The sequence below is a fragment of the Amycolatopsis sp. NPDC005961 genome (genome assembly GCF_040629235.1).
GTDB lineage: Bacteria > Actinomycetota > Actinomycetes > Mycobacteriales > Pseudonocardiaceae > Amycolatopsis > Amycolatopsis camponoti.
The window spans coordinates 37,970-58,896 of the sequence record NZ_JBEXVF010000053.1; the positions used below are offsets into that span (position 1 = coordinate 37,970).

Below are 20,927 nucleotides of genomic sequence, written 5' to 3' on the forward strand. Positions count from 1 at the left end.
CTGGGTCACCTAATCATCGGATGGGTATCGAGCGAACGGCGGTGTCGAAGCCCGAGGCGGTGGGGCGGTGGCAGTGGGCCCTGTGGCGAGGTTGCCCGGGGCAAGTCGATGCGAGCCGATGCGGCGGCTGCTCCGGAATCCTTGGGCGGCCCGCACGGGGTGGCGGTGGCCGAGACACGGCGGCGGTCCCCCGGAACCAGTGGCGGGTGGCGGTGGCGGGTGGCCACGGCAGCGCCTGGGTGAGCTAGTTGTCCCACTGCGGCCGGGTGGCGGACCGGCCGCGGGGTCAGTCGCGGGGGTCAGTCGCGGCTGGGGCCGAACCTCTCCGTGCGGATGCGGTGCGGGTCGTGGCCCAGGGCGACCAGGATGTCCGCTGCCGTCTCCACGAAGCCTGTCGGGCCGCAGATGAAGCTCGACGCCCCGAACTCGGCCGGCCAGCCTGCTGTGTTGAGCGTGGCCACGTCGATGCGCCGGGGGATTCCCGGGCGGCCTTCCGGTAGTTCGCGGGTGTACACGTACGTGATGTCCAGCCCGGGGACCGGCTTGCGCAGCTCGTCCGCGTAGTACAGCTCTGCCGGGGTGCGCAGCGAGTAGATCAGCTTGAACGGCGTGCGGACGCCAGCCGCCCGGCGGGCGCGGATCATGGCCATCACCGGGACGATTCCGGAGCCGCCCGCGATCAGGAGGACCGGGGACGGGTCCGTCGGGCGCCAGACGAACCAGCCGCCGACCGGGCCGCGGATCTCCACCGGGTCGCCGATCGCGTACGGGCCGGCGAGGTGCTCGGACACCTCGCCGCCGGGGACGCGCTGGACCGTCAGCTCGACTCGATCACCGTCGGCGGGCGCGGCGAGCGAGTAGCTGCGCTGCGCTCGATAACCGTCGGCCGCGGTGAGGCGGACGTCGACGTGCTGGCCCGCCAGGTGACCCGGCCAGCCGGGCAGGTCGAAGACGAGCGTGCGGGCCGTCGGGGTCTCGTCGCGGAATTCGGCCAGGCGGGCGACCCGCCAGGCTAGTCGCCCTGATACCGCTGTTCGCGCCATGGATCCCCGTAGTCGTGGTAGCCGACGTTCTCCCAGAAGCCGGGCTCGTCCCGGGTTTTCAGCTCGAGCCCGCGCACCCACTTCGCGGACTTCCAGAAGTACAGGTGCGGCACGACCAGCCGCGCCGGGCCGCCGTGCTCCGGGGTGAGCGGCTTGCCGCCGTACTCGTAGGCGATCCAGGCCTGCCCGTCGAGCAGATCGGCGAGCGGCAGGTTCGTCGTGTAACCGCCGTAGGAGTGGACCATGACGTAGTCCGCGGCCGTGTCGAGGCCGCCGACCAGGGTGTCCACCGCGACGCCGCGCCAGTGCGTGTCCAGTTTGGACCACTGGGTGACGCAGTGGATGTCCACCGTGAACTTCTCGCTGGGCAGGGCCATCAGCTCGGCCCAGCTCCAGGCGTGCTTTTCGCCGGTCTCCGTGGTGACCGTGAACTCCCACGTCTCGGTGCGCACGCGCGGGGTCGGGCCGGCCGACAGCACGGGGAAGTCCTCGGCCAGGTACTGCCCCGGTGGCAGGCGCGGGTTGCCACTGCGGGCCCGGCCGCTGAATCCCGGTGTCACGACGCCCATCGCGGCCCTCCTTCCGGTCGGCCCGAGCCTACGCCCGGACGCGCAGCCCGAGCGACGTGACGAGGACCGCAGCCTGTTCGGGTGACACGATCGCGCCGGCCAGCTCGGCGTTCACCGGGTCGAGCGCCGAGAGGTCGCTGCCCCGCAGGTCGGCGCGGGACAGCTTGACGGCGTGCAGCGCCGCCGCCGAAAGGTCGACGTCGGCGAACACGGCGTCGGCGCAGTTCGCCCCGGTGAGGTCGGCCTCGCGCATGCGCACCCCGTGGAAGGCGACCGATCGCAGGTCGGCGCCCGCCAGGCCGGCGAACGACCAGTCGCCGCCCGTGACCCGCAGCGGGCGCAGCTCGCACTCGCTGAACGTCGCGCCGACGAGCTTGCACCCGGTGAACTCGGCGTCGAAGAAGTTGCACCGCTTGAAGGCGCAGCCGGTGAACGCCGAGTCCGCGTGCCGGGACGCGTTGAAGCGCACGTTGCCGAACACGCAGTCGGTGAAGACCGAGTTTCGCGTCTGCGCCTCCGAGAAGTCGACTTCTCGGAACTCGCACCGCACGTAGTGCCGTCCGGTGATCTCCTCCCCGTACCAGTCGTCGCGGACGAACCGCTGTTCCTCGGCGGGCTGATCTTGCGTGGGGTCGGACACCTCGTCAGGCTAGCCGCAGGTTTCCGACTTCGAAGGGTCCCTTCATGCTCGATGCTCACGCCGTCCGGGCGGCCGTGCCGATGGCCGCGGCCGTCGACGCGGTGCGGGAAGCCTTCCTCGACCTCGCCGCCGGCCGTTTCGTGGTGCCGCAACGGTTGTCCTTCGGTGGCGGCACGACGTTGGTGATGAGCGCGTGCCACACGCCGACGTCGACGACGGTGGTCAAGACGCTCAGTCTCGTCGCCGGCCGCACGCCGATGATCCTGGGGACGCTGGTGTGGAACACCGCCGCGGGCCAAGTGGTCGCCGACGCGATCGAGGTGACCACCCTGCGCACGGGCGCGGCGTCCGGTGTCGCGACGGACTTGCTCGCGCCGACCTCCGCCAGCCGCTTGGCTCTCCTGGGCACCGGCGCCCAGGCCGCCGACCAGGTGCGGGCGGTGGCGGCGGTGCGGCCGGTGAGCCGGCTGGCGGTGTTCGGAAGGAATCCGTCGCGTGCTCACGGGTTCGCGGACCGTTTGCGTGCCGAGTTCCCGGGGATCGCGACGCGGGTCGCAGCGTCGGCTGCCGACGCGGTCGCCGATGCGGAAATCGTGTGCTGCGCTACTTCGTCTTCGACTCCTCTCTTCGAGGTGGACGATCTGCCCGAGCAGGTCCACGTCAACGCGATCGGGTCCTATCTGCCTTCCATGCGGGAGCTTCCGGTCGAGCTGCTCGGTACCGCCGGGTGTGTCGTGGTGGATCAGGTCGAGGCCGTGCTCGAGGAGGCCGGCGAGGTGATCCACGCGGTGGAGAGTGGGTCGGTGGAGCGCTCCTCGTTGGTCGAGCTCGGTGACGCGCTGCGGACGCCGCCGGCGGTGGGTGGACGAACGGTGTTCAAGTCGGTGGGGCTCGCCGTGCAGGATTGGGCCATCGCCCGGTTGCTGGGTGACGCCGGACCACGGTGACGGTCGCGAACGGACGAAACGCGAACCCCGGCCGAGGGCACCAACCCCGGAACTCGCGCGATCAAGGACCGAACACGCGTGACCGAGGGCGGACCTCGCGTGGCTGGGCGGGCATCGCGCGTGTTTGGAGGGGCATCGAGCGTGACTGGGTGGGCATCATGCGTGACTGGAGGGGCATCGGGAGGGGCTGCGGACTGTGCGGGAGGGGCGGCAGAGAGCAACGGGAGCCGCCGAACGGCGCAATCTTGGGGTTGGAGCGTTTGATCGGTCACCCGTTCCGGGAATTTTCCGGACATGTCTCCTTGGCGAACCACCACCAGACGGAACACGGCCGTGCGGGTCATCACGGCGATCGGCGCGATCTTCGCGGGGATCGAAGTCCTTTACATGATCATGGTGCTCGCCGGTGCGAACGCCGGCAACGCATTCTTCATCTTCATCAAGTCGTTGGCGGTCCCCCTCGCGTTGTTCTGGCCGGGGCTGTTCAACGTGGACAACGCCAGCCTGCAGGTCATCCTCGACTTCGGCTTGGCCGCGGTGTTCTGGCTGGTCATCACCGGCATCATCGCCCGGTTCGCGGGCCGGTGACCGGCGGGCGACGCCGCCCTCCGAACGGCCACCTGTCGTCACCGCCCCCTCCGGTGACGGCAGGTGGTGCACCACCTCGTCGACGGGTGCGACAAGCCACCGCACCCATCTTCGGTGCCACCACCGCCGCGTGAGAATCGCCGCTTTCGCGTGACCTCCTGTCGGCATACCTCCTCCCCTTCGGCGACACTGGACGGATGAGCGACGGCAGGTGGTTCGACGGCTGGTCGCCCTGGCCCGAACTGGCCGGGCTGGCCGCGGCCGGACGTTCTCTGCTCCCGAACGTCCCGGTGACGCCGGCCGCCTTGGCGCGCACCGTGACCGAGCAGCTCGTCGGGCGCCGGCTGACGGCCAAGGTCGACGGCCGCGACGTCGGGCTGACGCTCACCGAACTCGACTACCCGGCCGACAGCCTCCGCCTGGCCACCGGCCGCGTCGGAGACGTCCGGATCGTCGCCGAGGACGTCGACTGGCCCGAGCCCGAAGGCGGCAGCATTCCGCTGCGCCGGGTCACCGTGCTCGCCGAAGACGTCCGCCTCCGCTCGCTGCCCACGCCGGCCGCCAAGCCGGCCCGCGTCGAACTGCGGATCGCCGTGTCCGCGGACGTGCTGCGCGAACGGGTGGCGAAAGTCCGCCCCGGGATCGTCGCCGCCCCGGCCGGAAGCGGACTGCTCCAGATCCACTGGGCCAAGAAGCCGCAGTGGGGCCACCTGACGTTGGAGGCCCGGGTAGAGGACGACGCCGTGGTGCTCGAGCCGCGGAACCTCCACATCGGACAGCGGAAGCTCCGGCCACCGAAGCGCTTCCGGCCCATCGTGCTTCCCCTGCCGGAACTCCCGCCGGGCATAAAGCTGACGGAAGTCGAGCCACGGCAGGACGAACTCGTGCTGCACACGGTGGCGGAGGAATGGCCGGACCGACTCTCCCGCATTCCACTGGCGGACTTGCTGAGCTGGCTGACGACCGCCGCGATGACACTGACCCTGCCGAACCTCGGTACCCGTTCATGACCCCTCCTCGACGAGCCGGACACCGAAAACGCTACTAGAACGCTTGTTCGAACGTCATCACTCACAAGGGTAAGGCCCCGGATTCACGCGTCCCGGTCCCGCAGATACCGCGTGTGATCGGCCTGCCGGTCGACCTCGGAGGCGTAGAACCGCTCGGCCACCCGGTGCGCCTCCGCCTCGAGCAAACCCAGCTGCGCCGCCAGTTCCTCGCCCGCACCGGTCCGCCGCGAAGCGAACCACCACGGCAGGTTCAAATAGGTTTCCAGCGACAGCGGCAGATCCGTGCGCGCCAACCGTCCGACCGAGTGCTGCAGGTCGGGATCGGCCGCGAGCCGCGCGGGCTGCGACAGCAGGTCCCGCAGAACCTCGGCGATGCGCCCCACAGTGTCCACAGTGGACGCGGGCATGCGCGAAGCCTGCGCCGAGACCCGGCGCACCAGGACTTCCAGCGAAGAGCGCAGCTCGGCCGAGGTGTCCGGCACCAACCGGACCTTCTCGGGAGGCGCGAGCAGCGCCCCCACCAGGTACAACGCCACCACGACGAACGGCCAGAACCACCCGACCACGCCGGTCAGGTACAGCACGACACCGAGAAGCCCCCCGACGCAGCCGAGGAGGTTCTTGGTCGACCCCAGGTAGCGCAGCATCATTGGTACCCGCGGATCTCCTGGAACACGCTGGACAGCTGGACTTTCCGCGCGTCGAACACCTTGCCGCCGGTGGACCCGGCGACCTGGGTCAGCTCGTCGCTGCTGCCCTCCCCGAACAGCACGGTGAACACCGGCACCTGCTTCATGGCGGGCGGCAGCGAGCCGAACGACGCCTGGAAGTCCGCCAACGACGAGCCGTTCGCGTTCTCGCCGTCGGTCATCAGGACGATCGAGGTGAACCGGTCGGGATCGCGCGCCGCCAACGGTTCCAGCACCCGGTAGGCCTCGGACAGGCTGTCGTAGATCGCCGTCCCGCCGCCGGCCGACAGCCCCTCGGCGAACGCCTTGATGCGGTCCAGCTCGCCCTGGGGGTTCTGCTCCGGCACGGTGAATGTCGAAGGCCGCGAAGGACTCGAGTTGAACGGCAGCATCGTCACCTCCTCCCGGCTCCGGAACCGCCGGAACCGCCCGGTCAGCGACGTGTCCGCGCCCGTCAGCCCGACCAGCGCGCTCCGCAGCGAGTCGATGCGATCGCCCTTCATCGACCCGGACGTGTCGAGCACGTACAGCGTCCGCGACGGCCGCCGGATCTTGTCGAAGTAGGCCTGGAGCAGCGCGTCGACCGCCTGCTGCGTCGCCGGGAACGGCAGCTCGACGAGGTCGTGCGCCGCGAACTGCGGTGCCAGCGCGACGCCCGGGACCACCGGCCGCCGCTGCGTGGTCTCCATGATCTTCTTCTGGACGTCGGGCGTCCGCAGGTAGTCCGAAAGCCGCTGGTGCGCGGAACGCGCGTCCGAACCGGCGTCGGCCAGCAAGGAGAGCGGGTAGTCCGCTGTGACGACGCCGTCGCTCGGGTAGACGAGCGTCAGCGGTTCGGGCAGCTTCCCGGACGCGTTCGCCGAGAGCAGCACGGACTCGTAGTTGATGAGCCCGTCGACCTTCTGCCCCGGGTCCTGGCCGGTCGCGCGCCGCGTGTACGCGTCCGACAGCCAGCCTGACGACCCGGCCGAAAGTGCCTGGGCGCTGAAGAACTGCGTCAGCTGCGGAGTCACCGAAGCGATCTGCTGGGCGTCGATCGCGTTGCCCGCGCCCGCGAGCGCCGACGCGACGCCGACCAGCGCCGAGAACCCCGAGTTCGACGCCGACGGGTCCGTCATCCCGTAGCTGAACGCCTTCTTCCCCGCCTGCGCGGCGATCTCGCCCCAGCTGACGGGCTTGCCCGCCCAGCCGAGCCGCTGCACCACGGACGACGCCAGCCCCAGCACCACCGGCGAGCTCATGATCTTCACCTGGTTCCCGAGTCGCTTCGCCGCTTCGGGAATGCCCGCGGGATAACGGTTCGAGGAGAACCAGACGGCGTCGTACTTGCCGTCGACGCTGCCGTTCGCCAGCGCTTCGGCGCCTTCGAGGGTCCCGGTGAAGGTGAACTTGACCGTCACTCCGGTGGCGCGAGCGGCTTCGTCGAGCACCGGCTGCATGTCCGCCAGTTCGCTGCCCGCGAGGATCCGCAGCGTCCCCGGCTCGGGCTCCCCCAGCGGCGCGGACGACGGCTCAGAGCACCCCGCCAGCACCAAAGCGCAGAGCCCCAGCGCGAAAAGCCTCCTGATCATGCTTCCCCCTCGTGCGAGCGCCGCAGGTGGTCTTCGGCGCGGCGGATCTCGCCGGACAGCGACTCGACGGTCGCCGCCATGCTGCGGACGGCGTCGGCGCGGAACCCGTCGATCGCGTCGATCGAGGCGTAGATCCGGTCGAACGACTGCCGGATCGTCTCGGTCGCGACGGCCGGGTCGCTGCTCGCCTTGCGGATCTCCGCGGACTGCAGCGTCAGGAGCTCCGAGTTGGCGCGGATCAGCCCGTCGGTGGTCGCCTGCAGCGCCGCGACCTCGTCGAGGACGTCGCGCTGGCTCGCCAGAGCGCCGCTGACCAGCAGGGCGACCCGCAGCGCGGACACGGTCGTCGACACCGCCCGCTCGACGCCGCGGACCAGCTCGTCGTTGTTCTTGCGCACCAGGTCCAGCGCGAGGTAGCCCTGCGCGCTGACCGCGAGCTGGGTCAGCAGGTCCTGGTGGCGTTGCCGGATCGGGTACAGCACGTCGGCGCGCAACGCGTTGGCGCGCGCGGGATCCGTCAGGTCGAAGACGCCGGCCTGCGCCTCGATCGCGCCGTCGACGGCCTCGGCGAACGCGGCCGCCTCGGCGAGCTTGCCCATGACCTTCCACAGCCGCTCACGCTCGCCCTTGATCGCGGCGTTGTCGCGACGCAGGACGTCCTGGCGGCCGCGGAGGTCGACGACCAGCGCGTTGACCGGCTCGTTCGCCGCGCGGTAGCGGTCCAGGGCCCGCTTCGCGCCCTGGGCGACCGGGAACATCCCAAGCAGCTTGCGCCCGGTCAGCGGGAGCTTCGCCGGGTCCAGCTCGGCGACCGTGCGGCGCAGGCTGGTGAGACTCGTCGTGACCCCGTCCTGCGGGGAGGCCGCGCTGCGCAGGGACCGGTCCAGCATCGACCCCGCGACGCCGGCCGCGGCCCGCATGTCGGCCTCGCCGACGGCCAGCAGCTCGTCCAGGAGGTCCGTGAACTCCGGCGACCGGACGTCGAGGGATTCCAGCCGCGAAGCGAACTTCGCGGCGCGAACGGCGACTTCCGACCGGGTGTCGTCGCTGAGCGTGATGAGCCCGGCGGCGCGCTCGACCGGGATCGCCGTCACCGGCTCGGGCGGCGCGAGGGTGAACTCGTCCATGTCAGTACTGCTTGCCGACGGCGTCGAGCAGCCGTTCGAGGGTCTCGAACGACGGCGGTTCGACGGCGTCCACGAGGTCGGCCGGCGCGTGCGCCGGGGCGGCGACGTCCGCGAACAGCTGCGGGTTGTTCGTGCGGAACCCGAAGGTCGCGGCGAGCTTGCCCAGCTCGGGGTCGGTCGCGAGGAGCTGCCCCACCTTGTCGCCGTCACCGGAGAGCGGGACGAGCGTGTGCTTCGAGTACACCGTCGGCGCGGTGTAGATCATGCGCATGTCCGGCCGGATCGAGCCGTCGCCGCGGACGACCCGGTCGACGAACTGCGACTCGTAGATCAGCGCGAGCGGCGTCTTCCCCATCCCCGCCGCCAGGTAGTCCTCGAACGGCCCTTCGGTGCTGTTCTGCGTGTACCCCTGGTCCAGGAACAGCTTCGACACCGCGGGCAGCACCTTCGCCTCCTGGTCGGGCGTGCTGACGACGGTGTTGCCGTTCGCCACGAAGGAAACGATCGACAGGTACATCGCGGCGGAGTTCGACTCGCGCGGGTCGGTTGTCGTGACGAGGACGTTCTTGCGCGCCGGGTACGCGGTGTTGCCGGGCAGCTGGTCCCAGCGCGTTCCGGCCTTCGCCAGGTCGAGGTACTTCGCGATGTCGAGGACGTCGTAGTCGCCGGCGCCCTTGTGCACCACCCCATTGGCCCGCAACAAAGAAACGATCGGCTCGAACGATGCGATCGCCATCGGCGACTGGAACGGCGTGTAGACCGTGGTCACCTTGCGGTCGCGCTGGATCTTCTGCGCGGCGGGCGACGACGACGGGAACGCGAACGCGTACTTCCCGAGGTCGACGGTCGTCGCGATCTGCCGCGATCCCGCGGTGTCCACTTCGACCTTCAAGCCGTGGCGGGCGAACGCGTCGACGACGCGCTGGTCGGTGAAGAAGGCCTGCTTCTCCGAACCGATCACGCCGCGCACGGTGGTCAGGTCGCCACCCTGCGCGGTGTCGTCCCCCCGGCCCCAGATGATCACGGCGACGACGGCCAGCAGCAGCACCACGGCCAGCCCGATGGACACCCGGCGTTTCACGAGCCACTCCCCTCGACGGCCCTTCAGGGCCTTCGCCCATTTGACGCGGGAGCAGTCCGGTTCGAAGTGAACAACGGGTGAAGGAACGGTCTCAGGTCACCGGGAACCAGGTCCCGGACTCCCATTCCGTGTCGCCCCAGGCGTTCCGCTCGTCGGATCGTGGGTCGAGCACCAGATCCGTGTCTTCCCGGAAAACCAGCACCGGTCGCAGTTCTGGGCCGTACGGCGGCCATTCGGGACCGTCGGCGTCCGCGACGCCGTCCCGGATGAACCGCACCCAGCTGCGGTGGATGAGCAGTGCCGCGCGTTCGCGCTTCGGGTTGACGGCGGAGCCCTGCGTGGCGAGCGGCAGCGGCGTCTTCCACGCCATCGTCGTCTCGGTGCCGTGGCCGCCGTCGAGCTGTTCGGGCACGCCGGGCGCGGCGATGTCGATGCGGTAGCGGTAGACGGCCGCGTAGGCGGACTGCGCGTCGGCGAGGCGCTGCGTCGGGACGCCGTAGCGCTCATCGCCCATCGCGGCGATCTTCGCGGACTTCAGGTCGGGGACGCGGCGAAGGTACGTCTCGAGAAGCCGCGAAGCGCCTTCGTCGCCGAGGATTCCGTTCAGCACGCCGCTCGCCGGCGCCGTCGCGACGTCGTCGCCGAGCATCAGCGCGTACGTGCTGCCCTCGTTGCTGTTGCAGCCCACGAGCAGCGAGACGCCGGCCGCGCTCCCCCGGCGGATCGGCTCGATCGGGACCTCCGGCAGCACGCGGGGGTGCAGCGTCGGCCGCCACAGCCACAGCGCCTGGAAGCCGGTGAGGATCCGTTCCTGCGCCTCGACGAACTCCTTGGCCGGCAACGAGCGCAACGTCTCGGCGTCGTGGCAGCCGACCTCGTCGAGGAGCCGCCGGGCCAGCGCGGTCCCGGCTTCCGGCGTCGCGACGTGGTCCGCGCCGCCGCTGCTGCTGATCGCCTGGGCGAACAACCCCGCGCCCAGCGGGCTGCCCATCAGGTTCCCGACGCTCTTCGCGCCCGCCGAGACGCCGTAGACGGTGATCCGGGCGGGGTCGCCGCCGAACGCGGAAACGTTGCGGCGCACCCACTTCAAGGCCTCGACCTGGTCGAGGAACCCGCACACCCCGGCGTCCGCTTCGGACTCGCCGAAGATCCCGGCGAGGTGCAGGAAGCCGAGCGAGCCGAGGCGGTAGTTGATCGTGACGACGACGATCCCGGCGCGCGCGAACTCCTCGCCGTCGCCGAGCTGCTCGCCGTGGCCGACGCGGTACCCGCCGCCGTGCAGCCAGAACAGCACCGGCCACCCGCCCTCGGGGACCGGACCTTCCGGCGTGCAGACGTTGAGGTACAGGCAGTCCTCGTCGCACACGGCGGACGGGTTCATCGGGTCCGGTGCCTGCATCGCGTGCGGCCCGTACTCCGTCGCGACGTGCACGCCGCCCGAGAGCGACGGCGGCCGCGGCGCCTTCCACCGCAGCTCCCCGACCGGCGGGCGGGCGTACGGGATCCCGCGCCACCGGCGGACGCCGTCGCCCGCCAGCCCCACCAGCGCCCCGAGCTCGGTCGTGACCGTCGGGACGGAAGCCATCAGAGCGAGGCCTGCTCGACCGTCGGCAGGCAGATCTCGAACCGGGTGTTGCCGGGCTCGGACTCGACGCGCAGGTCGCCCTGGTGGCGTTCGACGACGATCTTCCACGAGATGTCCAGGCCGAGGCCGGTGCCTTCGCCGACCGGTTTCGTCGTGAAGAACGGCTCGAAGATCCGCTGCTTGATGTCCGCCGGGATGCCGGGGCCGGTGTCGCCGATCTCCACGCGGACCTGGTCGTTCTGGCCCCACGTCCGCAGCGTCAGCGTGCCTTCGCCCTGCATCGCGCCGAGGGCGTTGTCGATGACGTTCGTCCAGACCTGGTTCAGCTCGGCCGGGTACGCCGGGATCTTCGGCAGACCGCGGTCGTACTCCTTCACGACGCGGATCCCGGGGCCGATCTTGCCCGCGAGCATGACGAGCGTGGAGTCGAGGCCGTCGTGGACGTCGACCCACTGGTGCGGCGCGCGGTCCATCTGGGAGTACTGCTTGGCCTTGCCGACCAGCGCGGAGATACGGGTCGTCGAGTCCTCGATCTCGCCCATCAGCATCTCGGTCTCGAGCGCGTAGGCGAGCCAGCGGACGGCGCCGTCGATGAAGGTGTCACCGACCTGCTCGAGGACGTTGTCCAGGTCGGTCGTGGTCAGGCCGGCGCGGACGTAGATGTCGGCGAGGTCCCAGCCCTGGTCGATGCCGCGGTCCTCGAACCAGCCGGTGATCTCGTCCTCGCGGTCGGCCTGCTGCATCGCGGACAGCTTTTCGGCGTTGACGACCTGCTTGACCAGGCGTTCCTGGACGTCGATGAGCTGGTAGAGCAGCTCCGGATCGATGTCCTTCTTGGCGAGGAAGGCGAGCTTGTGCCGCATCCCGGCGACGCGTTCGCGCAGGGCGGACGTCGCCCGGACGGCGGCCGCGGCCGGGTTGTTCAGCTCGTGCGTGAGACCGGCCGAGAGTTCGCCGAGGGCGAGGAGACGGCGACGCGAGCCGATCACGGTGTCGCTGTTGCGCCAGCCGAGGTACATGCCCTCGAGGAGGTGCGTCGCCATCGGGAACCACCGGCGGAACTCGAAGGAGAACTCCTTCGACGGCAGCGTCAGGAACGTGACGTCGGACAGCGCGCGCACCGTGGCGTTGTAGGTGTGCTCGCTCTCCTGGTGCACGAAGAACTGCGTCGCGCCGAAGTAGGCGCCGCGCTGGTCGGACCGGTTGGTCTCCACCTCGGTGCCGCTGACCAGGCGCGTCATCCGGATCGCGCCGCCGAGCAGGACGTAGAAGCAGGTCGCCTCGTCGCCCTCGCTGATGACGGTGGAGTCGGCCGCGTACTCCTCGAGCACGGCGTTGGCGGCGATCCAGTCGAGCTGGTCTTCGGAAAGGTGTTCGAAAAGGAAGAGCCCGCGAAGCTCTTCCCGCGGCAGTGCGCTCATTGTTCCTCCAGGTACCGGTGTACCAGCGTCACGGCCATCGCGCCTTCGCCGACCGCGGACGCCACCCGCTTGACCGACTGCGCCCGCACGTCACCGGCCACGAACACACCGGGGACGGACGACTCGAGGTAGTGCGGATCACGGTCGAGGGTCCAGCCCGCCGGCCGCTGCCCGTTCGCCGTCAGGTCGGGGCCGGTGCACACGAAGCCGTGCTCGTCGCGGTGGATCGCGTCGCCGAGCCACTCGGTGCGCGGGGCGGCACCGATGAAGATGAACAGGTGGCCGCTCTCGACCGTCTCGGCGACGCCGTTCTCGCACAGCGTGAGGCGTTCGAGGTGCTCGTCGCCGTGGGCCTGCTTGACCGTGGTGTGCGTGCGGACGTGGATGTTCTCGATGCCGGCGATCTGCTCGATCAGGTAGTGCGACATCGATGACTCCAGCGACTCCCCGCGCACGAGGATCGTGACGTCGCTCGCGTGTCGGGAGAAGAACACCGCCGCCTGTCCGGCGGAGTTGGCGCCGCCGACGATGTAGACGTGCTCGCCCTTGCACTCGGGCGCCTCGGTCGCGGCCGAGCCGTAGTAGACGCCGCGGCCGCTCAGCTCCTCGATGCCCTCGGCGTCCAGCGCGCGGTAGGTGACGCCGCTGGCGAGGATCACCGAGTGCGCGGCGATCTCGCTGCCGTCGCCGAAGGTGACGACCCGCGACGAGCCGCGGGCTTCGAGGCCGACGACGTCGCGCGCGGTCAGCACCTCGGCGCCGAACTTCTGCGCCTGGCGCCGCGCCCGGTCGGTCAGCTGCGCGCCGGAGACGCCGTCGGGGAAGCCGAGGTAGTTCTCGATGCGCGAACTGGTGCCGGCCTGGCCACCGGTGGCCTTCTTCTCGACGAGCACCGTGCGCAGGCCCTCGGACGCGCCGTAGACGGCGGCGCCGAGGCCGGCCGGTCCCCCGCCGATCACGACGAGGTCGTAGAACTCCTGCGCCGGACGGGTCGACAAGCCGACCGCGTCGGCGATCTCGCTGCCGGAGGGGTGCTTGAGGACGGTGCCGTCGGGGGTGACGACGACCGGGATGTCGGCGTCGGTGGCCTCCGCGGCCTGCAGGATCCGGCGCCCCTCGTCGTCTTCGACCGAGTACCACCGGTACGGGACGGCGTTGCGGGCGAGGAAGTCGCGCATGTGGAACGACGGCGAATTGAAGCGGTGGCCGATGAGCTTGACCTCTTCGACCGGCTTGTCGCCGACGGCCTTCCAGGTCTCGACCAGGGCGTCGATCACCGGGTAGAGCTTCTCCTCCGGCGGGTCCCACGGCTTGAGCAGGTAGTGGTCGACGTCGACGACGTTGATCGCCTGGATCGCGGCGTCGGTGTCGGCGTAGGCGGTCAGCAGGGCGCGGCGGGCGTGCGGGAACAGGTCCATCGCCTTCTCGAGGAAGGCGATCCCGTCCATCTGCGGCATCCGGTAGTCGGCGAGGATCGCCGCGACGGCGTCGCCGCGCAGCTTGATCTCGCGCAGGGCGTCGAGGGCGTCCGCACCGGAGTCGGCGCGGATGACGCGGTAGTCCTTCCCGTAGCGGCGCCGCAGGTCACGGGCGACCGAGCGGGACACGGCGGGATCGTCGTCGACGGTCATCAGGATCGGCTGGCTCACGAGATGCAGCCTACGGCGCCGGGTGGCCGCCTGGGGAGGACCGGCGTTTCGGCACCTGGACCCGCTCCAGGTCCTCGGCCACCACGATCTCGCCGTCGAACTCGGCTTTCGCCTCGTCCAGGAAGCGCTGCGGGTCGGGGTAGCGCTGGGAGAAGTGGGTCAGCACGAGCTGCCGGACGCCGGACTCGGCGGCGACGCGGGCGGCCTGCCGCGCGGTCAGGTGCCCGAAGTCTTCCGCCAGCCGGGTGTCTTCCGCCAGGAACGTCGACTCGATCACGAGCATGTCGGCTTTTTCGCTGAGCGCGTACACGGCGTCGCAGAGGCGGGTGTCCATGACGAACGCGAACCGCTGGCCCGGCCTGGGCGTGCTGACGTCTTCGAGTCTCGTGCCCCCGAGGTGTCCTTCCCGTTGGAGCTTGCCGACGTCCGGGCCCGCGATGCCGCGTTCCCGGAGTTTTCCGGGGAGCATGGTGCGGCCGTCCGGCTCGACCAGGCGGTAACCGAAGGCTTCGACCGGGTGGCTGAGGCGCCGGGCCTCGAGCGTGAACTTCCCGGTGACGATCGGGCCGTCCTCGGCGATCGGGAGTTCGCGTAGATCGGCCTGCTCGTAGAACGACGTCGCGTGCCGCAGCCGCTCGAAGTAGTGCGCGCCGGACGCCGGGAAGTGGGCGTGGACCGGGTGCTTGACCGCGTCCAGCGACAGCCGCTGGATCACGCCGGGCAGGCCGAGGGTGTGGTCGCCGTGGAAGTGCGTGAGACAGATCCGGGTGATGTCCGTGGCGGCGACACCCGCCCGCAGCATCTGCCGCTGGGTGCCTTCGCCGGGGTCGAAGAGGAGGCCCTCGCCGTCCCATCTCAGCAAGTAGCCGTTCTGGTTGCGGTGGCGCGTGGGCACCTGGCTCGCGGTGCCCAGCACCACCAGTTCGCGGGTCGACACCCCCGCACGCTACTCACGCGGCGGGAGCGGTGTCCCCCAGTTTGCGCAGCCGGAAGGCCAGCACCAGCAGCATGATCCCGTAGAGCAGCGCGTAGATGCCGACGAGCAGCGCGATGCCGAACGCGCCGGCGATCGGGTTGATCACGATGAGCACACCGGCGATCACGGAGAGCGCGCCGGCGGCGATGAGGAACGCCTCACCCTGGATCTGCTTGCGCAGGCGGATCGCGGCGGCGATCTCGGCGACGCCGGTGATGATCGCCCACAGGCCGACCAGCAGGGCCAGGAGCAGAACCGTGATCCCGGGCCAGACCAGGACCAGGATTCCGGCGATGATGCCGAGCGCGCCGAGGATTCCGTAGGCCACGCGGTGGCCGGTGTCGCCCGGGCGGAAGGCCTGCATCAGGCCGCCGATGCCGTCGACGATCGCGTACACGCCGTACAGGATCGCCAGCACGAGCACCGTGGCGCCCGGCCAGATCAGGGCGAAGAGCCCGAAAAGCACGGCGAACACGCCACGGACGGCGGCGATCGGCCAGGCTCGGCGGGGTTCGACAACGGAAAACGCTGCGAAGGAGGTCATGGGTCGCTCCTCGGGTGTGGGGCGTCCCATTATCGCGACTGATCGCCCGGCCGGCGTGATTCACCACCCGTTCGGGCCATGCGTCCACAGTGTCCGGACAAATAGGACCGGCGTGCGCCGCGGCCGCCACCACGGCGCACGCCGGTTGCTCAGGGGTAGCTGACCAGGTTGACCGGCTTGGTGCCGGCCGGGGTCGTGTCACCCGTGGTGTTGATGACGTGCGTGATCGTGCCCTGGTAGTTGAGCGACACGGTCACCATGTCGTGGAACCGGACACCCGAGGTGTTCGGCGCCTCGAACGCGTGAGCGCTGGCGACGGCCGGGTTGGTGCTGAAGTAGCAGTAGCTGCCCAGCCCCCACGCCTCGTGACTGGTGACGTTCGGGCCCACCTTGTAGGCGGAGTAGCCCTTCGTGGACCCGTTCATCCAGCCGGCCTGGTTCGGCACGTCGTAGGGCATCTCGTTCTGGAAGAAGTACGTCCGGCCGCCGTTGCCGTTCCAGACGACCTGCGTCTTCTGGTAGTGCTCGACGAACAGGCCGTACATCGTCACGTTGTTGCCGTTGACGGTGAGCCCGTTGTCGGCCGTGTTGGTGGTCCAGCCGACGTACTCGTTGCGGTCGGCGTGGTCGGCGCGCCAGATCCACATGTGGTCGCCGATCACGTTGTTGCTGTTGACGACCAGGCTGTTCGTCGCCTTCCCGACGGCGGCGCCGCCGATCCGGAAGAAGACGTCGTGCAGCGACGTCGGGTCGGCCGAGTGGTCGGCGGTCGAGCCGGCCTGGCCGACCTGCATGAGGGTGTTCGAGTTGGTCGTGCCGGCGTCGATCAGCAGGCCGGCGACCTTGACGCCGTCGACGTCGTCGACGTTCATCGCGGTGACGCCGTTGTCCGGCACCATCGTGGCGATGCCGAGCCCGAGCACGACGGTGTCCGGCCGGGTGACGCGCAGCGCCTGGTTGAGGTGGTAGACACCCGGCGTGACCAGCAGGTTCTTGCCCGCGGCGAGCGCGGCGTTCATGTCCGCGGCGGTGGCGCCGGGCTTGGCGATGTAGAACTGGTCGATCGGCAGCGAGGTACCCGGCGCGGTGCCGTTCGCCCAGCTCGTGCCGGACGCGTTGGTCTTCACGCCGGGCACGAAGACCTGGTAGTTGCCGGCGCTGTCGATGTAGAGGAACGGCTTTTCGCGCACGACCGGCGTCTGGTTGACGGTGGTGTACGGCGGCGCCGGGAAGGTGTTCTGCGGGGCGCCCTGGACACCCGCGAAGACCATGTTCCAGTTGGAGCCGTTCCAGCTGCCGAACTGCGAGTTGCGCGAGATCCACTGCTGCTGCGAGCCGGACCGGACCTGGCCGTCGATCTTCGAGTCGGAGATCCAGCCACCGCTGGCCCAGCCGCCGTCGTCGAGCTGCAGGTCACCGCGGACGTGCATGCGGCGGTACGGCGCGGCCTGGCTGACGGCCCAGCGGTCGGCGCCGCCGGTCGGGTTCACGGACAGGTTCTCGGCGCCGCGCCAGAAGTTCTGCGTCGCGTTCTGCGGCGGGAACCAGTCCGCCTCGACGTGCACGGCGCCGTTGATCGTCACGGCGTCGGGGCTCAGGCCGAGGCCCAGCACCTGCGTGTAGAAGCCGACGTTGACGTCGTTGGAGTACGTGCCGGGCTTGAACATGACGGCGTAGCGCTGGCTGCCGAACTGGTTGCGTTCCTGCTGGCTGAAGATGCTGTTGAGCCGGCTCTGGATCGTCGAGCTGGGCATCGACGGGTCGAAGATCACCACGTTCGGGCCGAGATCCGGCTGACCGGGCTGCGTCGTGTTCACGGGGTTCAGGATGAACGACTGGGCGGTGGTGCCGTTGCAGGCGTACTGCTGGAGCTGCACGGAATCGGCGACGGAGGCCCCGGGGACGTCGAGGCACTTCCCGCTGTTGCGGCTGACGAAGTGGTAGCGGCCGTTGCCCTCGTCGACGGCCTGCCACTGCTGGTTGGCGCCGTTCGAGTAGGTCCAGAGCTGCACGAGCCCGCCATCGGCGGTGGAGACGCCGGTGACGTCCCAGGCCGCGGCGGGGTTGCCGCGGGTGTTCACCCGGAAGTAGCCGTCGCCGGTCGACTGGAACTGCCACTGCTGCGAGGCGGTCTGGTTGCAGGAGTACTGCTGCACGACGGTGCCGTTGGCCGTCCCGGCGGCCCGAGCGTCGACGCACTTCCCACTGTTGACGGCGGCCACGGTGTACCAGCCGTCCGGGGTGACCGCGGCTTGCGCGTTCGTCGCGGTCGCGGTGCCCGCGACCAGGGCGAACGCCGCGGAGAGCAGCGTCATCACCCGCCGTCTCGTCTTCATCGAAACCTCCTCTGCCGCGCATACGGCGGCGTCCGTAGAGCAGGAAACGGCAGAGGCGTGCCCGGTCTAGGGGTAGACGCGGCGTAACGGGCGGGGACCTCGGCGCCACAACCGCCGAAAATGTAACGGCGGCCACACCCGGAGTCAATACACGACTAAAAATAAGGCTTAAAGTGGCAGGTCAGCGCCCCGCTCACCGGGACCGGCTCACAGGGGGACCCCCTCGACGGAGGCCGTGCGGGGGTCATGTACGGTATTGCCATACGAGATGCGGAGTTCACCTTCGCCTCGGGGCTATGGCGCAGCTGGTAGCGCACCTCACTGGCAGTGAGGGGGTCAGGGGTTCGAGTCCCCTTAGCTCCACTCTCGCAGAACCCCTTCGGTCAAGCCGTTCCGGCAGGTCGGAGGGGTTTCTTCATGCCCGGGATCGATCTTGAGTGATCAGCTTCGACTGGAAGCTAGCTGTCCCTGCTGGGGCATTTCTGGAGCACCACGCTCCTGCCCACCGAACCTCTGACACCACGTCGCCGCCGCTCACGGGCTGTGCCCTCGACCTGGCCCCTCCCGCCAGCGGCGATAGGGGCAGCCGGCACCAATCGGGTGCGTTTTGCCGACGGAGCTGTGCTCCCGGTGGGGCAAAACTGGAGCACTGCCCCAGCCCCGGTGCGGAGTCGGCGCGGTGTTCCCGCTGGTCTCGGGCGCGGCCCACAGGCGCCCCGACCGCGGCGATAGGGGACAACGCCGCCACCTGCCCGCCGTCGACCACACTCGGTGACGGCGTCGGCGGCCGTGGCGCCACGGGATGCCAGCGCCGCTCGAGATCGCCTAGCAGCCACTGCTCGACCTCCGGGGCGACATGGGAGTAGATCTCGACGACCCGATTGTCCAGATGATGACCAAGCCTCAGAGCCTGGGCGATCTCCGGTGCACCGCCCGCGATCAGCCAGATCTTGTGACCGTGCCGCAGCCCATGGAAGGTCAAGCCGAGCAGGACCGCCGCGCAGCCCGCCCTCATCCCGGACGCGTCGCTGCCGTCGACGGGGCGAATCTCCCGTTCCAGCTCCCGAGCCCACTGGGTCACACCCAGCGCCGGGCGTACCGGTCGGTGACTGGTCGACAGACTCTTCGCAGCGGATAGCCCCTGTTGATACGCCGTCTCGTGCAGATGCGGGTCGCCGGGGAGGCAGCCGGTCGATCGACCGGTTCGTACGCACTGGTAGCGATGAGCGGCGATCGCCACCTGCCTGTGCACCAGCCACGCTTTGCGACACCGCGGTGCAGCAGCGACCGTTATCGGTCCGGTACTCCCCCAGCGTTTTGCGGCATCTATGGGACCATGCGATCATGAGCTACCACTTGGCGGTATGGGACGGCGCCCGACCTGCAGTCGACCGATGGGCCGAAAGGCTCTTTTCGGAACTATATGATCAATACATCGTCACCGAGGCCGCACATCCACCGAACTCGAGAATTTTACGGCATGTCGCAACACTACTCGTTGCAGCATTGCCACCGAAACCGCACGAAAACTTTCCCTGGCCTGCTACGACCCTCAAACGCGCAAGCTCCGCTGATCAGCCTACTGGCCGGTGAACCACTCACCGATCGACTTCCACTCGAACTTACCTCGCCACGAGAAGTCGCCCTTCGCCCAGCCCGCGAGGGCGGCCACCACGTCATCCCGAGAATCCGTCGATGTCTGGAAGTGTTCCGCCGCACTCCCCGCTCGATATTCAAGCTGATAGCCCCCCTCCAGCCGAAGCCTAGCTTGGACGTAGTGAACGTCGACCCTTCCTTGCTCGCCATCGTGTTCCAGAACGACGTGCTCTCCAGGCCGAAGTCCGACTACCGTTATCCGGATGTTCAGCTCGCTCGCCGGACGAACAGTCGCACCGTTGAATTCTCGAATTACAACTTCTGCATCCACGAAATCTCCCACGAGGCGGCACCGAAGTCAGATCGTATCAGAACAACCGAAAGCGCGGATCAGACGTTCACCAGCCGCACACCGATGATCCTGAAACCTTGAGCCTGACCAGTGCCTTTGGCTATATTCCCGCTTTCGACCCAGTTTTCGAAGGCCCGCTGAGCAGCATCTCTATTAGCCGTTCCACTCTTTAGGCGCTCACTTGCTCGCCGTTTCCAGCACAGTAAATTCGCCCTCGAACAATCTTCAGACCAGGTGCTGGCGCGAACATCGTCAGGCGTATCGAGTTGCTGGCCCTTCACGAGGTCAGCGGCGTACGCCCATCGTCGAGTTGTGTCATCCCAGAAGAAGTGATGCGCGGTGGCTGTGGTCACTCCGGTACCGCCGGAACCAGCGATGACCAGATCGACGAAATCTGTGTCGTCGTCCGTGACGTGGACAGCCTGGACTACATGCGACTGGACCTTCCCGTCGTCCGGCGAAGCATTGAGAACCATGTCGCCGTGTCCGATGTCCTGGATGGACTTGGTGGTTCGGACGGCCGTCAACACCTGCGTGCCCGCAACGAAGCTGTTCGGTGCGCAGGCGATCGGATTTTCGGAGAGCTGAGGCCTGCCGGAAAGAAATGGTCGACAACTGCCCCTACAGTCCGCACCGTCCCCTTAAGACTTTCGCCGGAGCTTGGGTTGGGCGGGACACGCAGCAGTCACCGGTGGGCGAGCGTGCCCGGCAACTTCGACAAGCCCAACTGCGGCGCCCTGTGGCCCACCGACAACGAGTGGGGCACCCCGGCCCTGCCGCCCGCCCGGCTCGAGCCTGCCCGGTTGGTGGCCTACACCGACCGGCACGCCACCAGCACCGCCGGACCCGGTGCCGCGGTGCACTTCGTCCTCGACGACCACCGCTTCGAGGTCGTGTGGTCCAAACCGGAGCGCGACCTGTCCGTTGGCGCTCGGTCGGTGCGGCGCCGACACCGGATTTCAGCCTGTACCGGGACATGCCGCTGGTGATGGAGCTGTGGCAGGCCTACCGCTCCCGCTGGTGCGGCGCCTGGCTGCTGCAGCCGTGGTCAACCGGAATCCCAGAGACTCGCCAACCCTATGCCACACGTGATGATCATAGTTCGTACAGTGCAGACTGACTCGCCAAGCTATTCTCAGCAAACGCCCCGAAGGCCTTGATCTCTTGCCCCCGCACCTTGCTCTGTGTGCATGACCTGCGACG

20 protein-coding genes and 1 tRNA gene are annotated in these 20,927 nt (G+C 69.2%); 6 read left to right on the plus strand and 15 right to left on the minus strand.

Going from position 1 to position 20,927, the window contains the following annotated elements; genetic code table 11:
* Nucleotides 1-299 precede the first annotated feature (299 nt).
* The 3 genes from ABZ342_RS35145 to ABZ342_RS35155 are packed head-to-tail and all read right to left on the minus strand — an operon-like array spanning nucleotide 300 to nucleotide 2,252.
* Nucleotides 300-1,043 (minus strand): ferredoxin reductase, encoded by a 744-nt coding sequence (locus ABZ342_RS35145; protein WP_360482438.1) that lies wholly within the window; start codon nucleotides 1,041-1,043, stop codon nucleotides 300-302.
* The gene (locus tag ABZ342_RS35150) at nucleotides 1,013-1,612 is read right to left on the minus strand and encodes a sulfite oxidase-like oxidoreductase (protein ID WP_155544873.1); all 600 of its coding nucleotides are present in this window, start codon (nucleotides 1,610-1,612) and stop codon (nucleotides 1,013-1,015) included. The genes ABZ342_RS35145 and ABZ342_RS35150 overlap by 31 nt, the downstream gene beginning before the upstream one ends.
* Before the next feature lie 28 nt (nucleotides 1,613-1,640).
* Nucleotides 1,641-2,252 carry a pentapeptide repeat-containing protein gene (locus tag ABZ342_RS35155; RefSeq protein WP_360482441.1) on the minus strand — a complete coding sequence of 204 codons (612 nt, stop codon included), beginning with the start codon at nucleotides 2,250-2,252 and terminating at the stop codon, nucleotides 1,641-1,643.
* 44 nt (nucleotides 2,253-2,296) lie between these two features.
* Between ABZ342_RS35155 and ABZ342_RS35160 the strand changes: the two genes are divergently transcribed.
* The 3 genes from ABZ342_RS35160 to ABZ342_RS35170 all read left to right on the plus strand — a co-directional run bounded on the left by ABZ342_RS35160 (nucleotide 2,297) and on the right by ABZ342_RS35170 (nucleotide 4,797).
* Nucleotides 2,297-3,199: an ornithine cyclodeaminase family protein gene (locus tag ABZ342_RS35160; RefSeq protein WP_360482444.1), complete on the plus strand. Its 903-nt coding sequence runs from the start codon at nucleotides 2,297-2,299 to the stop codon at nucleotides 3,197-3,199.
* Between the two features lie 333 nt (nucleotides 3,200-3,532).
* Nucleotides 3,533-3,787 (plus strand): hypothetical protein, encoded by a 255-nt coding sequence (locus ABZ342_RS35165; RefSeq protein ID WP_155544870.1) that lies wholly within the window; start codon nucleotides 3,533-3,535, stop codon nucleotides 3,785-3,787.
* Between the two features lie 197 nt (nucleotides 3,788-3,984).
* Entirely contained in the window at nucleotides 3,985-4,797 is an 813-nt protein-coding gene (locus tag ABZ342_RS35170) for an LmeA family phospholipid-binding protein (protein WP_360482448.1), read from the plus strand.
* A gap of 83 nt (nucleotides 4,798-4,880) precedes the next feature.
* Here the strand turns inward: ABZ342_RS35170 and ABZ342_RS35175 are convergent, their stop codons facing one another.
* The 10 genes from ABZ342_RS35175 to ABZ342_RS35220 form a co-directional block, all read right to left on the minus strand.
* Nucleotides 4,881-5,447, minus strand: a complete 567-nt coding sequence (locus tag ABZ342_RS35175; protein WP_360482451.1) for a hypothetical protein — start codon at nucleotides 5,445-5,447, stop codon at nucleotides 4,881-4,883.
* Complete coding sequence (locus ABZ342_RS35180) at nucleotides 5,444-7,054, minus strand: extracellular solute-binding protein (protein ID WP_360482495.1); 1,611 nt, start codon at nucleotides 7,052-7,054, stop codon at nucleotides 5,444-5,446. Before ABZ342_RS35180 ends, ABZ342_RS35175 begins: the two co-directional genes overlap by 4 nt.
* Entirely contained in the window at nucleotides 7,054-8,184 is a 1,131-nt protein-coding gene (locus tag ABZ342_RS35185) for a toxic anion resistance protein (protein ID WP_360482453.1), read from the minus strand. Before ABZ342_RS35185 ends, ABZ342_RS35180 begins: the two co-directional genes overlap by 1 nt.
* 1 nt (nucleotide 8,185) lies before the next feature.
* Nucleotides 8,186-9,265, minus strand: coding sequence for a hypothetical protein (locus tag ABZ342_RS35190; RefSeq protein WP_360482456.1), 1,080 nt, complete (start codon nucleotides 9,263-9,265; stop codon nucleotides 8,186-8,188).
* A gap of 91 nt (nucleotides 9,266-9,356) precedes the next feature.
* Nucleotides 9,357-10,850, minus strand: coding sequence for a carboxylesterase family protein (locus ABZ342_RS35195; protein ID WP_360482459.1), 1,494 nt, complete (start codon nucleotides 10,848-10,850; stop codon nucleotides 9,357-9,359).
* Nucleotides 10,850-12,271, minus strand: coding sequence for an ATP-binding protein (locus tag ABZ342_RS35200; protein WP_360482462.1), 1,422 nt, complete (start codon nucleotides 12,269-12,271; stop codon nucleotides 10,850-10,852). Before ABZ342_RS35200 ends, ABZ342_RS35195 begins: the two co-directional genes overlap by 1 nt.
* Nucleotides 12,268-13,920: an FAD-dependent oxidoreductase gene (locus ABZ342_RS35205; RefSeq protein WP_360482465.1), complete on the minus strand. Its 1,653-nt coding sequence runs from the start codon at nucleotides 13,918-13,920 to the stop codon at nucleotides 12,268-12,270. The genes ABZ342_RS35200 and ABZ342_RS35205 overlap by 4 nt, the downstream gene beginning before the upstream one ends.
* Before the next feature lie 10 nt (nucleotides 13,921-13,930).
* Nucleotides 13,931-14,857, minus strand: coding sequence for a ribonuclease Z (locus tag ABZ342_RS35210; RefSeq protein WP_360482468.1), 927 nt, complete (start codon nucleotides 14,855-14,857; stop codon nucleotides 13,931-13,933).
* A 13-nt stretch (nucleotides 14,858-14,870) separates the two neighbouring features.
* Nucleotides 14,871-15,440: an HdeD family acid-resistance protein gene (locus ABZ342_RS35215; protein ID WP_155544861.1), complete on the minus strand. Its 570-nt coding sequence runs from the start codon at nucleotides 15,438-15,440 to the stop codon at nucleotides 14,871-14,873.
* A gap of 149 nt (nucleotides 15,441-15,589) precedes the next feature.
* Nucleotides 15,590-17,776, minus strand: a complete 2,187-nt coding sequence (locus ABZ342_RS35220) for an RICIN domain-containing protein (protein WP_360482471.1) — start codon at nucleotides 17,774-17,776, stop codon at nucleotides 15,590-15,592.
* A gap of 290 nt (nucleotides 17,777-18,066) precedes the next feature.
* Here ABZ342_RS35220 and ABZ342_RS35225 point away from each other — a divergent pair.
* Nucleotides 18,067-18,139, plus strand: a tRNA-Ala gene (locus ABZ342_RS35225).
* A 1,216-nt stretch (nucleotides 18,140-19,355) separates the two neighbouring features.
* On the opposite strand, the gene ABZ342_RS35230 is transcribed toward ABZ342_RS35225, so the two are convergent.
* Together ABZ342_RS35230 and ABZ342_RS35235 are read right to left on the minus strand one after the other, a co-directional pair.
* Nucleotides 19,356-19,703, minus strand: coding sequence for a hypothetical protein (locus tag ABZ342_RS35230; RefSeq protein WP_360482474.1), 348 nt, complete (start codon nucleotides 19,701-19,703; stop codon nucleotides 19,356-19,358).
* A gap of 59 nt (nucleotides 19,704-19,762) precedes the next feature.
* Complete coding sequence (locus ABZ342_RS35235) at nucleotides 19,763-20,254, minus strand: hypothetical protein (RefSeq protein WP_360482477.1); 492 nt, start codon at nucleotides 20,252-20,254, stop codon at nucleotides 19,763-19,765.
* Nucleotides 20,255-20,425: 171 nt separating this feature from the next.
* Between ABZ342_RS35235 and ABZ342_RS35240 the strand changes: the two genes are divergently transcribed.
* Entirely contained in the window at nucleotides 20,426-20,713 is a 288-nt protein-coding gene (locus ABZ342_RS35240) for a hypothetical protein (RefSeq protein ID WP_360482480.1), read from the plus strand.
* The gene (locus tag ABZ342_RS35245) at nucleotides 20,713-20,844 is read left to right on the plus strand and encodes a hypothetical protein (protein ID WP_360482498.1); all 132 of its coding nucleotides are present in this window, start codon (nucleotides 20,713-20,715) and stop codon (nucleotides 20,842-20,844) included. Before ABZ342_RS35240 ends, ABZ342_RS35245 begins: the two co-directional genes overlap by 1 nt.
* The last annotated feature ends 83 nt before the right edge of the window (nucleotides 20,845-20,927 follow it).